The 15361-nt window shown below is 67.2% G+C and carries 12 protein-coding genes; 5 read left to right on the top strand and 7 right to left on the bottom strand.

Annotated features, from left to right (window positions below):
• Positions 1 to 462: 462 nt before the first annotated feature.
• On the bottom strand, positions 463 to 1350 hold the full coding sequence (locus AC6CIE_RS09400; protein ID WP_498092127.1) for a GlxA family transcriptional regulator: 888 nt from the start codon (positions 1348 to 1350) through the stop codon (positions 463 to 465).
• Positions 1351 to 1440: 90 nt separating this feature from the next.
• Between AC6CIE_RS09400 and AC6CIE_RS09395 the strand changes: the two genes are divergently transcribed.
• Positions 1441 to 2115, top strand: coding sequence for a DJ-1/PfpI family protein (locus tag AC6CIE_RS09395; protein ID WP_498092106.1), 675 nt, complete (start codon positions 1441 to 1443; stop codon positions 2113 to 2115).
• A gap of 167 nt (positions 2116 to 2282) precedes the next feature.
• On the opposite strand, the gene AC6CIE_RS09390 is transcribed toward AC6CIE_RS09395, so the two are convergent.
• The gene (locus AC6CIE_RS09390) at positions 2283 to 2765 is read right to left on the bottom strand and encodes an Lrp/AsnC family transcriptional regulator (protein ID WP_105238374.1); all 483 of its coding nucleotides are present in this window, start codon (positions 2763 to 2765) and stop codon (positions 2283 to 2285) included.
• Between the two features lie 132 nt (positions 2766 to 2897).
• Between AC6CIE_RS09390 and AC6CIE_RS09385 the strand changes: the two genes are divergently transcribed.
• Positions 2898 to 3530, top strand: a complete 633-nt coding sequence (locus tag AC6CIE_RS09385) for a LysE family translocator (RefSeq protein WP_498092104.1) — start codon at positions 2898 to 2900, stop codon at positions 3528 to 3530.
• 165 nt (positions 3531 to 3695) lie between these two features.
• Here the strand turns inward: AC6CIE_RS09385 and AC6CIE_RS09380 are convergent, their stop codons facing one another.
• The gene (locus AC6CIE_RS09380; RefSeq protein ID WP_239214361.1) at positions 3696 to 5582 is read right to left on the bottom strand and encodes an ABC transporter ATP-binding protein; all 1887 of its coding nucleotides are present in this window, start codon (positions 5580 to 5582) and stop codon (positions 3696 to 3698) included.
• Between the two features lie 456 nt (positions 5583 to 6038).
• The gene (gene cydC, locus AC6CIE_RS09375) at positions 6039 to 9647 is read right to left on the bottom strand and encodes a thiol reductant ABC exporter subunit CydC (protein WP_498092103.1); all 3609 of its coding nucleotides are present in this window, start codon (positions 9645 to 9647) and stop codon (positions 6039 to 6041) included.
• Between the two features lie 93 nt (positions 9648 to 9740).
• Here cydC and AC6CIE_RS09370 point away from each other — a divergent pair, with 93 nt between their 5' ends.
• The gene (locus AC6CIE_RS09370) at positions 9741 to 10778 is read left to right on the top strand and encodes a LysR substrate-binding domain-containing protein (protein ID WP_498092102.1); all 1038 of its coding nucleotides are present in this window, start codon (positions 9741 to 9743) and stop codon (positions 10776 to 10778) included.
• Here AC6CIE_RS09370 and AC6CIE_RS09365 read toward each other — a convergent pair.
• The 3 genes from AC6CIE_RS09365 to AC6CIE_RS09355 are packed head-to-tail and all read right to left on the bottom strand — an operon-like array spanning position 10775 to position 13338.
• On the bottom strand, positions 10775 to 11563 hold the full coding sequence (locus AC6CIE_RS09365) for an ABC transporter ATP-binding protein (RefSeq protein WP_191577345.1): 789 nt from the start codon (positions 11561 to 11563) through the stop codon (positions 10775 to 10777). The two genes, AC6CIE_RS09370 and AC6CIE_RS09365, sit on opposite strands and share 4 nt — an antisense overlap.
• Entirely contained in the window at positions 11551 to 12321 is a 771-nt protein-coding gene (locus AC6CIE_RS09360; protein WP_175124152.1) for an ABC transporter permease, read from the bottom strand. Before AC6CIE_RS09360 ends, AC6CIE_RS09365 begins: the two co-directional genes overlap by 13 nt.
• Positions 12322 to 12339: 18 nt before the next feature.
• Positions 12340 to 13338: an aliphatic sulfonate ABC transporter substrate-binding protein gene (locus AC6CIE_RS09355; RefSeq protein ID WP_279975427.1), complete on the bottom strand. Its 999-nt coding sequence runs from the start codon at positions 13336 to 13338 to the stop codon at positions 12340 to 12342.
• Between the two features lie 204 nt (positions 13339 to 13542).
• Here AC6CIE_RS09355 and AC6CIE_RS09350 point away from each other — a divergent pair, with 204 nt between their 5' ends.
• Complete coding sequence (locus AC6CIE_RS09350; RefSeq protein ID WP_498092100.1) at positions 13543 to 14730, top strand: NAD(P)/FAD-dependent oxidoreductase; 1188 nt, start codon at positions 13543 to 13545, stop codon at positions 14728 to 14730.
• Positions 14714 to 15310 carry a HutD/Ves family protein gene (locus AC6CIE_RS09345; RefSeq protein ID WP_498092098.1) on the top strand — a complete coding sequence of 199 codons (597 nt, stop codon included), beginning with the start codon at positions 14714 to 14716 and terminating at the stop codon, positions 15308 to 15310. Before AC6CIE_RS09350 ends, AC6CIE_RS09345 begins: the two co-directional genes overlap by 17 nt.
• Positions 15311 to 15361 lie beyond the last annotated feature (51 nt).

Below are 15361 nucleotides of genomic sequence, written 5' to 3'. Positions count from 1 at the left end.
GCGGCGGACGGTCTCGCTACTTCAAGCGGCGCCGCCCATCACAGCCCCTCCCGCCGTGACGACGAGCCGCTAGCAAACCAACCCCCACCAGCGCGCAAGCGCACACCGCCACGACGTCCCACCGACCCAATGCCGGGTTGCCGCCGTCCGGGCGGCAGCAACCCGGCGGCCTCGCAGATCTCCTGCCCTGACCACAGGTCTTGAAGCGCCCCAAACCAAAGACCCTCGCAGCACGGCGTCGCGGTCCCGGTGGGCACGAGCGCCGTCGATGCGCCCGAGGGAATCTGAAGGGATCCAAAGGCGGACGAAGATGACGAAGGGGGGGGCCGCCTAGGCACGTCCCGAGCGAAGGCTCCGGACCGCAATCGTGGGCGCTCGTGCCCACCGGGACCGCGGCGTCGGGCGACCTACGAAGATCGAACACAGCCTTGCCGTCATAGCTGCTGACACGCGGCCTTGCCACTACTGCCGCGGACGCTTGAACACCGGACCCACGTGTTGCTCGACGGCCTTCCTCGTCATCTTCCCCGCGCCCTCCAAGGCACCGGCGCGCTCTTCGCGCAGACGCCGCAGCACTTCGGTCGGCGCGACGCCGAAGTGTGCTGCGAACTTGCGCTGGAAGGTGCGCCGCGACATGCCGCAGGCGTCGGCCATGTCGTCCACCGACCAGCGGGCCGACAGGCGTGCTTCCATTTTTTCGACCAGTTCGCGGAATGGGGCGGCCACGCGGTCCTGCAGCCGCAGCGTCTGGCTGTACTGGCGTTGGTCCCCGTTGCGGCGCATGAAGACCACCAGCCGCCGCGCGACCTGCTGGGACAGCGCGGCGCCGAAGTCGCGTTCGATCAGCGCCAGCGCCAGGTCGATGCCGGCTGTGACGCCCGCGGAGGTCCAGTATTTGCCGCTTTCGATGAAGATGCGGTCGTCGTCGACGCGCAGTCCCGGGTAAAGCTTGCGCAGCCGGTCGGCGGAGCGCCAGTGCGTGGTGACGGCGCGGCCATCGAGCAGGCCGGCGGCGGCCAGGACGAATGCGCCCGTGCAGACGCTGCTGGTGCGGCGTGTGCCGGCGTCGCGGCGGCGTAGCCAGGCGCGGGTTTCACCGTGCGTCGCGGCGCGATCCACGCCGGGGCCGCCGGGCACCAGCAGCATGTCGATGGGCGCGTCGTCGTCCGCTTCGAAGGTGCCGTCCACTTGCATGCGCAGCCCTTGTTCCCAGGTGGTCACCACCGGCGATGCCGCGATCGTGTTCAAGGCATATAGCTGGCGGCCCGATTCTTCGTTGGCCGAGCTGAACGCCTGCCACGGTCCGGCCAGGTCCAGCGGCTGGAAGCCGTCATACAGCACGAACAGCACGCGTTGTGGCGCGATTGGCGCGTTTTCTGGCGCACCGCGCGGCGCGCGTTCGCCTATGCTGGGTTCTGGCGTTTTCATGGGAGCAACGTCATGAAGGTGAATATCGTTTTGTTCGAAGGGCTGACTCAGCTGGATATGACCGGGCCGTACGAAGTGCTGGCGAACGCGCCGGGATTTACCGTGGATTTTGTCGCAAAAACGATGGAGCCGGTGCGCTGCGACCGGGGCTTGCGCTTCGTGCCTACGCAAACGATCGACTCGGCGCCGCCTTGCGACCTGCTGGTCGTGCCGGGCGGACCTGGCACGGACGACGCCATCGTCGATCCGGCGTGGGTGGATTTCACCCGCAGGCAGGGGCAGGGCGCCAAATACCTGTTCGGTATCTGCACGGGATCGCTGCTGCTGGGCGCGGCCGGGCTGCTGCGGGGCAAGCGGGCGTCCAGCCACTGGCGGGCGCGGGAACTGCTGGCGCGCTTTGGGGCCACGCCGAGCGACGAGCGCCTGTGTGTGGACGGCAATGTGTTCACGGCCGGCGGCGTGACGTCGGGGATCGACATGGGGCTGAAGGTGGTGGCGTCGCTGTGCGGCGAGGATGTCGCCAAGCTGATCCAGTTGCAGATCGAATACGATCCGAAGCCGCCGTTTCCGGGCGGCACGCCCAAGACGTCCGAGCCAGCGATTGGGGAGCGCTATCTGGCGATGTCGCAGGCGCGTTTCGAGCGACGCAGCGCGGCCGTGGATCGGGCGGCGGCGGCCATGCGGTGAGGCGGTGAACATGGCAAGAGGGCGGCGATTCGGCCGTATCGGCGGCGGCCATGCCGCGGGGGTGAGGTGGCGCGACGATGGCGATGCCGTGGCGGCGAAGTTCATGCCGTCACAGCGGTGGCCCTGCCTTTGAAGAGGGGGGGGCACAGCCTTTATCGCTGCGCCGCTCACCGCCCCAGATGGTCCAGCGGCAGCGGGCTCTGCGGCTTGACCGTCTGGATCGCGAAGTTGCTGCGGATGTCCTTAACGCCGGGCAGTTTCAGCAGGGTATGCAGCAGGAACTGCTCGTATCCGCGCAGGTCGGGCACCACGACCTGCAACAGGAAGTCGGACTCGCCGGACACCAGATGCGCGGCGATCACTTCCGGCAGCGCGCTGACCTCGTTGCGGAACATTTCGGCGTCGCGCTCGTGGTGGCGCTCGACCTTCACGCCCACGAATACCGTCAGTCCTAATCCGACCTCGTGCGGATCCAGCCGCGCTTCGTAGCCCTGGATGACGCCGGCTTCTTCCATCATCCGCACGCGCCGCAAGCAGGGCGAGGGCGACAGGCCGATCTGGTCCGCCAGCTCCACGTTAGTGAGCCGGCCGTTCTTCTGCAGCGCCTCCAGAATCCGGCGGTCGTAGGCGTCGAGTTGGCGTTTTGGCATAGATGTGTGGAATTCAGGCTTGGGTTGGTGGGTTGTGCCAGGAATGGTATCCGACTTGGCAAGAATGGCAAGCACATGCCAGCCCCTTTTTTCTAGAATCTCGCCATTGAAATCTTGCGGTGGAGCGCGGTCATGGCCGATATGGCGTTGTTTCTGGGAGCCTTGCTGATTGTGTACGTGGTGCCCGGGCCGGACATGATCCTTCTGCTGGAAACCGGTCTGCTGCGCGGTCGCGGGCAGGCGCTGGCGGTGGCGGCGGGCTTGGCTATTGCACGTGCGGCGCACGTGTCGCTGGCCGCGCTGGGTCTGGCGGCCTTGTTCAAGACGCACCCGTGGGCGTTCGACGCGGCGCGCACGGTGGGCGGCTGCTATCTGGTTTGGCTGGGGATCCGTCTCTTGCGCGCGCCGCTTGCCGTTCCGCCCTTGGACGGGGAGGCCGCGCCGCGACATGCAGGCTGGGGACCCGCGCTGATGAGCGGCGTGCTCACCAATGTGCTCAACCCCAAGGCCTTGCTGTTCTGCTCGGTGCTCCTGCCGCAGTTTGTGTCGCCGGAGCGCGGCCCGATTGGCCAGCAGTTTGCGGTGCTGGGCGTCATCCTCGTCGGATTGGGCCTGACGTTCGACGTGTTGTGCGCGCTGGCGGGCGGCGCGGTAGGCCGCTGGATGTCCGCCAGCCCGCGCGCACAAAAGATCCAGAGCTTGGTCTTCGGCACCGCCCTGATCGGCTTCGGCCTGCGCCTGACCTTCGCCAATCGCCCGGCCTGAGGTGCGCGGCACCTTGTGGGGAGTCGGACATCCATGGTTTTGTAAGACCAAATGAGGTGTCAGACACCGGCCCTATGCGTCGAAATCCGCAACAAAATAAGGCCCGGCGCGCAATCGCGCCGGGCCTTATTGCACCGGGCCTTATTGCTTAGCACCGCACCTGCGTTACTTGCCGAAGGCGAACGACGCTGCGTCGACCTCGTCAGCCTTGGCGGGCGGCGGGACGGCGCCGTCTTCCAGCAGTTCCGCGGGATCCAGTCCCTTGGTCAGCTCCAGCGCCTGGCGCTCGAACAGGCGCCGGTACAGGCCGCCCTTCAGGCGGATCAGCGCGTCGTGGCTGCCTTCTTCGATCACGCGGCCATGGTCCATCACCAGCAGGCGGTCCAGGGCCCGGACTGTCGACAGGCGGTGCGCTACGACCAGCGTCGTGCGGCCTTCCATCAGGCGGTCCATCGCGCGCTGGATCAGCACCTCGCTTTCGCTGTCCAGGCTGGACGTGGCTTCGTCCAGGATGAGGATCGGCGCGTCCGCCAGGAACGCCCGCGCAATCGCCACGCGTTGGCGTTCGCCGCCGGACAGCTTCACGCCGCGTTCACCGACCAGCGTCTCGTAGCCCTTGGGCAGCGCCATGATGAAGTCATGCGCACTGGCCAGCCGGGCCGCCTGCTCGATGTCGGCCTGCGACGCGCCGGGGCGGGCATAGGCGATGTTTTCCGCCAGCGTCCGGTGAAACAGCACGGGCTCCTGCTGCACGATCGCGATCTGCCCGCGCAGCGACGCCTGCTTCACCTGGGCGATGTCCTGCCCGTCGATGGTGATGCGGCCGCCGTTCACGTCGTACAGGCGCTGGATCAGCTTGATGAACGTCGTCTTGCCCGAACCCGAGTGGCCGACCAGGCCCACCCGTTCGCCCGGCGCGATGCGCACCGAGAACCGGTCGTACAGCGCGACGTTGTGCGCGCCGTAGCGGAACGTCACGTCTTCGAAGCGGATCTCGCCTGCCGTCACCGCAATGTCGCCCGCGCCCGGCCGGTCTTCCACGCCCAGCGGCTGCTTTTCCAGCGATACCAGTTCCTCCATGTCGTTGACCGAGCGCTGCAGGTTGCGGATGTGCATGCCCACGTCCCGCAGATAGCCTTGGAGCACAAAGAACATGGTCAGCGTGAACGTGATGTCGCCCACGCTGGCCTGGTTGCGCGACCACAGCAGCAGCGATGCGCCCAGGATCGAGGCCTGCATGGCGACGAGCATCGCGCCCTGGATGCCGCCGTTGAACGTGGCGCGGATCCAGGTGCGGCGCGTGCGGCGGCGCCACTTGTCGATGACGCGGTCCAGCCGCGCTTCTTCACGCGTCTCCGCGCCAAAGGCCTTGACCACGGCGTTGCAGCTGACCGCATCGGCCAGCGCGCCGCCCATGCGCGTATCCCAGGCATTGCCCAGGCGCGCCGCGGGCGCCACGTACGCCAGCGACAGCGTAGCGGTGACGGCGATGTAGAGCACCGAACCCAGGCCCACGACCAGCCCCATCAGCGGCCAGTGCGCGCCCAGCAGCGCGGTGGCGCCCACCAGCATGACGACCGACGGCAGCAGCGCCACCAGCAACGTGTCATTGAGCAGGTCCACCGCCCACATGCCGCGCGTGATTTTGCGCACTGTCGAGCCCGCGAAGCTGTTGGCATGCCAGTCGGTCGAAAAGCGCTGTACGCGATAGAAGGCATTCGAGGCGATGCCGTTCATCATCTTCAGCGTGAAGGTGATGATGTTCTGGAACACCGCCTGGCGCAGCAGCGTCCCGCCTACGCCTAGCGCAACCAGTAGCCAGAAGGCGGTGATGGCGGCGGTCCAGGCAAGCTGGTCGCCGGCCGCGCCCGATGCCACGGCGTCGACCAGGCGGCCGGCGTACATCGGGGTCAGCACGTCGGCCACGGCGGACAGCAGCGCCAGCGCCACGATCACGACGATGCGCAGCGGCTGCCGGCCCCAATAGCGGAAGGTAAAGCCCAGGACATCCTTGAAGGCTTGTCCTCGAAAATCGATTTTTTTTCTAGCCATTGCCATGGCCTGGCGGCAAAGCACACGCCAGGTTCCTTGTAAGGAAAGAGGAAAAACACGCCGTGCGCCGGAAGGGGCGCTGGCAACTGCGTTAAGGGTTCAAATGGGCACGGCGGACCGGTCGCCAAGTACGGAACTGGCGATGGTGCCGCGCGGGCGACGACTTAATGGCGTCGCGGGGACACGCGCGGGACGGCGTTCGGCATGGGGTACATCATGCGGCCTCCCTGTCGGTGGGTGAGGGGAAAAAAGGAAATGGGCGCGAGGCCCGAATTGCCGATTCTATCCAAGTGATGTAGGCGAATCAACGGGCCGCGCGTGGGGACAGAATGCGATGTCGGTTTTTTTCAACGCGGCGGATGGGGCAAATGCGCCCGACGCTGCATGCGCCGCAAACGCTGCGATCAAGACGATCGCAGCGGATCAGCGGGCACAACGAGCGGCGCGACCGCCGTGCTAGCCGGGCAGCGATGCCGCGCCCGCAGCGGTATACCCGCCCTGATGGCTTGCCAGCCGCGCATACACGCCTTGCTTGCGCAGCAGTTGGTCGTGCGTGCCGGACTCGGCCAGCGTGCCGCGGTCCAGCACCAGGATCAGGTCGGCGTCGCGAATGGTGGACAGGCGATGCGCAATCACCAGCGTCGTGCGGTGGCGCATCAGCACGTCGAGCGCGCCGCGGACCTGCATTTCCGACAGCGTGTCCAGATGCGACGTGGCTTCGTCCAGGATCAGCACCGGCGCGTTCTTCAAGAAGGCGCGCGCAATCGAGATGCGCTGCCGCTGACCGCCCGACAACTGCATGCCGCGTTCGCCCACGCGCGTCGCCAGCCCCTCGGGCAGACGCTGCAAGAAGTCGGCCAGCGCCGCCTGTTCCAGTGCACGCATCAGATCTTCGCGGCTGGCCTCGGGACGCGCCAGCCGGATGTTGCCTTCGAGCGTGTCGTTGAACAGATACGTATCTTGTGTGACCAGCGCCACGCGCTCGCGCAGGCCGTCGAGCTGGAGTTGGCGCACGTCCACGCCGTCCAGCTTGACTGCGCCTTCGCGGGGATCCCAGAAGCGCAGCAACAGGCTCGCCACCGTGCTCTTGCCCGCGCCCGAGGCGCCGACGATCGCCACCGTGGCGCCGGCGGGCGCGGTGAAGCTAAGCTGCCGCAGCGTGTCCTGGCGCTTGCCGGGGTAGGCGAAGCTGACGCGCTCGAACGCGAGCGACAGGCCATGCGGCGCCACCGGCGCGGGCAGGGGGCCATCCACGACCGGTTCGGGTTCGTTGGCCACCACGTGCAGGCGGCGCGTGGCGGCGATGGTGTCGGCCAGTTGCCGGCTGACCTGCGAGATCTCGGACACCGGCAGGAACGTCGCCAGCGCGATCAGCACCAGCAGCGGCAGCATGCCGGCCGCCAGCGTACCGGCCTGCACCTGCAGCGCGCCCACGACAGCCACCGCAAGTCCGCCCAAGCCCATCGCAATTTCAAACCAGGCCGTCTGGCGGGACAGGTCGCGCAGGATGGCTAAGCGCCGCGCCCGATAGTGATCGGCGACCTTCAAGAACTGATCGCGGCGCCGGCCCGTCGCCTGGAAGGCGGTCAGGTCGGCCAGGCCCTGGATGGTGTCGGTGGTGTGAGCGCTCATTTCACCCAGCGCCTCGCGAGCCTTGTCGCCCAACGCATCGACGCGGCGCCGGCCGCGCACGGGAGAGACCAGCGCATAGGCCAGGAACGGCAGCAGCGCCAGCGCCACCGGCCAACTGTAGAACCCCAGGAAACCCAGCACGGACAACGGCACCAGCACGGACACGATGGCCGGCGCGATGGTGTGGGCGTAGAAATACTCGACCATCTCCACGTCCTGCGTGGCCAGCGCGACCAGATCGCCAGAGCGGCGTTGCAGCAGATACGCGGGCGCCAGCCGTTCCAGCTTGTCGTAGAGCTTGACGCGCATGTCGGCCAGAAGCTGATAGGCCATCGCATGCGCCAGCCACGATTCCAGCCAGTGGAATAGCGCGGCCAGCGGCGCGGCGATCAGCAGGCCGACGATCAGCGCGGTGGTATCGCCGCCGTCGCGGATGGCGGCCACGATCAGGGCGCTGAACACGCCCACGCCGATGAAGGCGGCGACACGCGCCACGCCCAGCAGAATGGTCGCGATGAGCGTGCCGCGCCATGGGCGCACCACCGACAGCAGGGTGCCCAGTGTGGCGCGCCAGCCGACGTGACCGGCATCCGCGTCCAGCGACCGCAGGGCCGGACCGGGCGCGTTGCCGTCGTCGGGCTCAGCGGCGGGATCGCCCGCCGCCTGCTGTGCCGAGGGCAGGGAGCCGGCGGCCGGGTTGCGGTGCGCGGCCGCCTGTTCGTGCATCAGGCGGTAGTACAGCCCTTTCTCGCGCATCAGGTCGGCATGCGGTCCGGCTTCGGCCACGCGGCCCTGGTCCAGCACCAGGATGCGGTCCGCGCCGATTACGCTGGCCAGCCGGTGCGCCAGGATCAGCGTCGTGCGGCCGGCCATGAGGCGGTCCAGCGCCTGCTGGATCAGCGCCTCGTTCTCGGTGTCGACCGACGAAAGCGCCTCGTCCAGGATCAGGATGGGCGCGTCGCGCAGCAGGGCGCGGGCGATCGCCACGCGCTGGCGCTGGCCGCCCGACAATTGCAGGCCGCGCTCGCCAATGCGCGTGGCGTAGCCGTCCGGCAGCGCCATGATGAAGTCGTCGATGTTGGCGGCGCGGGCGGCGGCGCGCACCTCATCAAGCGTTGCGTCGGGGCGGCCCAGCCGCAGGTTGTCGTCGATGGTGCCGTGAAATAGCGTGATGTCCTGGCTGACCAGCGCGATGTGTGACAAGAGGAACTGCGTGTCCAGCGCGTTGACGTCGTGCCCGCCCACGCGGACCGCGCCGGATTGCGGCACGCATTCGCGCAGCAGAAGCCGCACGATGGTGGATTTACCCGCGCCGCTGGGGCCGACCACGCCGACCCGTTCGCCCGCCGCAATGCGGAACGCCAGGCCGCGGTGGGCGGCGCGTTCGGGCGTGTACGAAAAGGCGACGTCGTCGAACTCGATGGTCGGCGCCAGGCGCGCAGGGCCCGCTTGCGCGGCGCGCGCGTCGGGGGCGGGCGTCAGCGGCTGTGCATCCATCAACGCGTGAATGCTGGCGGCGGCCGACTGGCCCAGCATGCCCCGGTGCAGCACCGCGCGCAGATCGCGCAGCGGGCGGAAAATCTCGGTGCCCGCCATCAGCACGATCAAGAGCGCCTCGACGCTCATGTCGCCGGCGGTCACGCGCCAGGCGCCCAGCGTCAGCGCCAGCGCGGCGCCCAGCGCCACGCCCAGGTCGCTGATGCCGCGCGTCAGCAGGCTGACGGACAGCACCCAGAACGTGTTGTCGGACAGACTGCGCGCGCGGGCGGCAAGCCGCTCGCCCCAGGCCTTGCCCTGGCCATACGACTTGAGCGTGGGCAGGCCCTGGACCGCGTCCAGGAACTCTTCACCGAATTCGTTGAGCGACCGGCTGCGCGCCAGGCTGGCACGGCGGTCCAGCATGTGCACCGCCATCGGCCCGAACAGCGCGAAAAGCGCGGCGGCCAGGAAGACGAGGGCGGTCGGCACGTCCCAGAACGCGATGACGGCAAAGATGGCAAAGGGTGCGGCGGCCGCGATGGCGACCTGCGGCAGATACTGTCCGAAGAAGGTCTGCAACTGTTCGACGCCGTCCACCACGGTCAGCATGACGCCGCCCGTGCGCTGGTTGGCGAACCATGCCGGTCCCAACGCGACGATGCGGTCATACAGCTTCGCGCGCAGCGTGTGCTGGATGGCAGCGGATGTGCGGTTGGCCTGCACCGTGCGCCAGTCGTCCAGCAACGCCCGCAGCAGCACCATGGCCGCCACGCATAGCGCCGGCATTGCCCATTCCTGCCACGGCGCCCCGTCGAACACGCGTGCGAGCAACTGTCCCAGGAACACGTACCGCGCAATCCCGGCCGCCAGCGCCAACAGGCCCAGAAAGATGCCGCCTGCCATGCCGGCACGCAGACCCTCGGTCAGACGCCACAGCCTCGAATCGAAATACATAGCATTACTCCATCCAGAGCCTGCATCGTCCCCGATCCGGCGCGCGCGCGAAAGCGATGAATTTTCAATCAAGGGTTGAGATAAACTCAACCGATGTCCGATTCCTCTACCCGCACGCCGCCGCTGGCCGCGTTGCGCGCCTTCGAAGCCGTGGCCCGCCTGGGCAGCCTGAGCCGCGCGGCTGCCGAGCTCAACGTCACGAAAAGCGCAGTCAGCCATCAGTTGCGGGCGCTGGAAGCCGACTTGGGAACCTCGCTGCTGCGCCGGGGCGGCACCGTGCGGCGCGCTGAAACCACCGAGGCGGGTGCTGCGTTGCTGGCTTCCGTACAACAGGCCTTGACCCTATTGGAAACCGCCTGCCGCAATGTCCGGGCCAGCGCCCGCGGCAAGCGGCGCTACACCCTGAACGTGTCCGCCAACCCGTCGCTGGCCGCGCTGTGGCTGGCGCCGCGCATCGGCCGCTTCATCGAACTGCATCCGGACATCGACATCCAGGTGTATCTGCACGCCAGCCAGGATCCAGCCTGGAAAACCCAGGACATCGACCTGGCCTTCCTGCACGTGCGCGCGATGGGGCCGCACATTGCGGCGCCGGGCGACATTCCGCTCATGACCGAGACCGTGGTGCCGGTATGCAGTCCGGCGCTGGTGCCCGAGGCCGACCGCAATGACCCGCGCGTGTTCCTGCGCCACCGCTGGCTGGAAGAAAAGCACATCGACAGCCCGGAGACCGATTGGCGCACGTGGGGACCCCGGCTGGGGATTGCGCCGGATGATTGGCAGGATCCGATGGTGCTGAGCGGCTTGAGCACCGTGGTGGCCGCCGCGGCGGCAGGGGTGGGTATCGCGCTGGGCCGCGCGCCGCTGATCGACGAAGATCTGGCGAGCGGCCGGCTGGTGCCGCTGATGCCGCATCTGCGCATGCCGGGCTCGTGGGGCTATGTCATGCGCATCCACGCCAACCGGCCGATGGATCCGTCATTGCCTGCGCTGGTGGAGTTTCTGGCCGAGGAAGGCCGCAGCACAGGCGCGTGGCAAAGCCTCGACGGCCTATTCGGCAGCCTTGCCCCGCCTGACGTTCACGCCGAGCATCAAGATCGTCCAGCCGGATCGCGCACGCGGCGCGGTTAATCGGCCGTCAACTCCATGCTGCGCGTTACTTCCTCCTGCACGCGCTCCCAGATCGCCCGCTTCAGTTCCACGAATCGCGGCGACAACTGCACGTCCGCGCTGCGCGGATGCGGCAGGTCGTTCTGGATGTCCTGCACGATGCGGCCGGGCTTGGAACCCATGACGGCCATGCGCGTCGACAGGGTCAGCGCCTCGTCGATGGAGTGCGTGATGAAGACGATGGTCTTGCCGCTCTGCTCGTAGATCGACAGCAATTGGTCCTGCAGCACCTGCCGGGTCATCGCATCAAGCGCCGCGAACGGCTCGTCGAACAGCATCACGTCCGGGTCGTTGGCCAGCACGCGCGCAATCGACACGCGCTGCTTCATCCCGCCCGACAGCGCGTGCGGATACTTGTCCGCCGCGTGCTTCAGGCCCACCATCTCGATGAACTTGCGGGCGATCGGCGCGCGCTCCTGGCGCGACATGCCGCGCATCTTCAGGCCGAACTCCACGTTCTCCTGCACCGTGCGCCACGGAAACAGCGCGTACTGCTGGAACACCATGCCGCAGGCGGCGGTCACGTCGGTGACCTTTTTGCCGTTGATCTCCACCGACCCGGTGTTGGGCGTGATGAAGCCTGCCATCAGGTTCAGCAGTGTCGATTTGCCGCAGCCCGAGGCGCCCAGCAGCACCAGGAATTCTCCGCGTTTGACCTCCAGGTTGACCTTGTCCAGCACCGGCACTTCGCCGTAGGCCTTGGAGACGTCCGTCAGCCGGATCATCGTGTCGTTCATCGCTGCCATGCCAGCACCCATCGTTCAAGAAGCCGCAAACACAGATCGGTCACCAGCACGGTGAAACTGATCAGTACCATGCCCAGCACTACGGTGTCGGTCTGGAAGAATTCCTTGCCGTTCATGATCATGAAGCCCAGGCCTTCCTTGGACGCCACCAGCTCGGCCGAGATCACGCAGGTCCAGGACAGGCCCAGGATGATCTTCATGCCCGACAGGATCTGCGGCAGACAGCCCGGAAACAGCACCTCGCGCATGACCTGCCAGCGGTTGGCGCCCAGGTTGCGCGCGGCGCGCACCAACACGGGGTCGATGCTGCGCGAGGCCTCCATCACGTACAGCAACGCGGGCACGAAGGATCCCATGAACACGATGCTGTACTTCTGCGTTTCGGTGATGCCGAACCACAGCAGCGACAGCGGAATCCAGCTCATGGATGGCAGGGGGCGCAGGAACGAGATGATGGGATCGAAGACGGCGCGCGCCACCTTCGACGTGCCCAGCAGGATGCCCAGGGGAATCGCCACGATCACGGCAGCCAGAAAGCCCACCATGACGCGGCGCGTGGAGGCCAGCACGTTGTAGAACAGCGTGCCCTGGTCGGACATGGAAAGCGCGCGCGCCAAGACCTGGGACGGCGCGGGCAGGAAGATGGGGTCGACCGCGCCGGCACGGCACAGGCCTTCCCACATCAGCAGAAAACCCAGCAGCGAAAACACGCTGACCCAGAGCAGGCGCGTTTCGCGGGATGACGAACGTGTGGACATAGGCAGACTGTCCCGAGCTTAGAGGTACGAGGACTGGACCCAGTCCTTGACGGTGGGCGCGCGGTCGATCTGCTTGAGCGACACCAGCATCTCGGCCAGCTTCTGCATGCCGTTCACGAAGTTGCCGGGCTCGATCATCAGCGCTTTCTGGTCTTCAGCCGAATACCACTGCGTCTGCTTGATGACGGCCAGCTGCTCGTCCTTAGACAGCCCGGTCAGTTCCAGCAGCACGCCGGCCGCTTCCTCGGGCTGGTTCGTCAGCATGGCGTTGGCCTGGAACACCGCCTGCAGGAACTTGCGCACGGCGTCCGGATTTTCCTTGCCCAGCTTGGCGTGCGTCAGCAGCACGTCGGGTCCGGGGGTGATGGCGTATTGCTTGTAGAGCGAGAACGCGGTGTCGTCCAGCAGCACATGCGTGCCCGGCACGGCCTTGATGCGGTCAAACGCCGGCGTCCAGGCCACGGCCGCGTCGATCTGGTTGCCCTGGTAGGCAGACAGCAGGTTGGTCGCGGGCAGGTTGATGATTGAGACATCGCGATCGGGATTCAGGCCGGCCTGGCGCAGCACGTCCAGCAGCAGCACGTGGGCGCTGGAGGCGTACGTGACGCCGATCTTCTTGCCCTTCAGGTCGGCAACGGATTTGACGTTGTCGCGCACCAGCACGCCTTCGGCACGGCCGAAGTTGTTGGGGGTGGCGATGACCTGAAACTGGCGCGCGCCCGCGGCCATCAGCGCCAGCGACGACACCACGCCGGTGCCCGCCAGATCGACGTTGCCCGCCATCACCGCGCTCATGCGGTCCGACGACGTGGCAAAGCTCTGCCACTTGATGTCCAGACCCTGCTTGGCGAACAGCCCCGTCTTCATCGCGATGTAGGCGGAGTAATGGCCCAGCCAGGCCGAGCCGCCATAGGTGTAGGACGCGCCGGCGGCGCGGCCGATCATCGGAAATCCCAGGGCGCTTGCGCCCGCAAGTGCAGCGGTGCGCACCAGCATGGCGCGGCGATTCATGTTCATATTTTTCCCCTACTTTGAATGTAGATTGACCGATAGATTCCATGTCGCCGGCACTCTGGGGTGCGGCAGACGAGACTTTCGCCCGAGCGCCTGGCGGCGGCATGAATATAAGGAGCGGCGATGGTCAACATCAGCGGCGCTTAAATTTCTTCAGCTCCGAAACGGCGGGTCCACACTCGCCGCACTTGTCCTTGGAGCCTTGTCGTGAAAAGTTTTGACGTGATCGTGATTGGTGCCGGCGTGATCGGCAGTTCGGTGGCGTTTCACCTGGCCGAACTCGGCGCGAAGAACGTGCTGGTGCTGGACCGCGAGACCATCGGCGCGGGCACCACGTCGCAGTCGTCCGGCATCCTGCGCACGCATTATTCCGTGCGCGAGAACGTGGAGCTGGCCCAGCGTTCGTGGAGCGTGTTCAACAATTTCGCCAGCTATCTGGGCGACGAAGAGGCCTCGTGCGGCCTGGTCAAGTGCGGCTACCTGATCACCGCCGCCGACGACGACAAGCTGGAACCGCTACGCGGCGCGCTGGCGCAGCAGCAGGCGCAGGGCATCGCGCTGGAATTGCTGAATGCCGCGCAGGCGCGTGAGCTGCTGCCCATTGCGTCCTTCGACAACGCCGCGCTGATCGGCTATGAGCCCGAGGCGGGCTTTGCGGACGCGTATCTGGTGGCCACCAGCTTTGCGCGCGGCGCCCGCCGCCGCGGCGTCACCATCCGCGAAAACGTCAACGTCCAGCGCCTGATCATCGACAACGGGCGCGTAACGGGCGTGGTGACGTCCGAAGGCGACTACAGCGCGCCGCTCGTCATCAGCACGCAGAACATCTGGACGCCGGAACTTGCCGGCTGGACCGGCGTGACCATGCCCGTCGTGCCGGAGCGCCACGCCGTGCTGGCGCTGGAGTGCGACGCGGCGCCCTATACGTATTCGATGCCGGTCTTCAAGGACCTGGCCTCGCCCGGCATGCTGTATTGCCGTAGCTATGGCGGCAACCAGATGCTGGTCAGCGAAGGCATCGTCGGCGAGGCGCTGCAAAAGAGCGACGCCGAGCAGGGCGACATTCCGCTGGATTACGTGGCCGAGGTGGGCGCGCAGGTGGCGGACCGCTTCCCCGCGTATGAGGCCGCCGGACTGGCATCGTCGTGGACCGGTGTCTACGACGTGACGCCCGACTGGAACCCCGTGCTGGGCCGTGTGCCGGGGGTCGAAGGGCTGATCGTGGGCTTTGGGTTTTCAGGCCACGGCTTCAAGCTGTCGCCCACCGTGGGCCGCGTGCTGGCCCAAGAAGCGCTGGGTCTGGCGACCGACGTGTCGCTCACGCCTTACGAATTGGGGCGCTTTCAGCGCGGCGCACTGTTGACCGGGAAGTACGGCCTTGGCGCAGTCTCCTGATCCGCGCGGTCCGGTGCAAGCCAGCTGGTTGGCGCTGCCGCCCGAGCCGTGGAAGAACGGCGGGGGTGTCACGCGCACGCTGGCGGCGGATCCGGCCGGGCGCTGGCGCGTCAGCATCGCCGATATCGAACGTGACGGGCCTTATTCACGGTTTCCCGGGTATGACCGCGTGTCGGTCGTGCTGGCGGGCGAGGGCGTGATGCTGCAAGGCGAGGGTGTGGCCGTGCCATTGCGGCTGCGTGAACCGGCGGTGTTTGGCGGCGATGCGTTGCGGCAATCCACGTTGGTGGGCGGACCGGTGCAGGTGCTGAATCTCTTTGTCTTGCGCGGCGGAGCGAGGGCGTCGGTGACCTGTTCGGGGTCGGCGTCCGGTTGCTGCGAGGTCGGCGCGTTGCCGGCCGGCTCGGACGGACTCGAGGTTACGCGGGTGCGGGTGACGGCGGAGGCATACGAGATGACGCGCGGCGTGGAAATGCCGGGCGTCGACACGCCGGGCGTCGCCACCCCCGGCGCCCCAGCCACGCAAACCGACTTCACCGTGATCCTGGACATCACCGTCCAGAAAAGCTTCCCGGACTGACCAAACTACAGCCGTCCCAGTCACAACCCGGGGCGTCCGTTGATTCCTTTC

This window comes from Achromobacter sp. GQ309 (assembly GCF_059759315.1).
The sequence above is the reverse complement of the archived record's forward strand: the minus strand, read 5'-3'. Positions and strand labels throughout refer to the sequence as shown.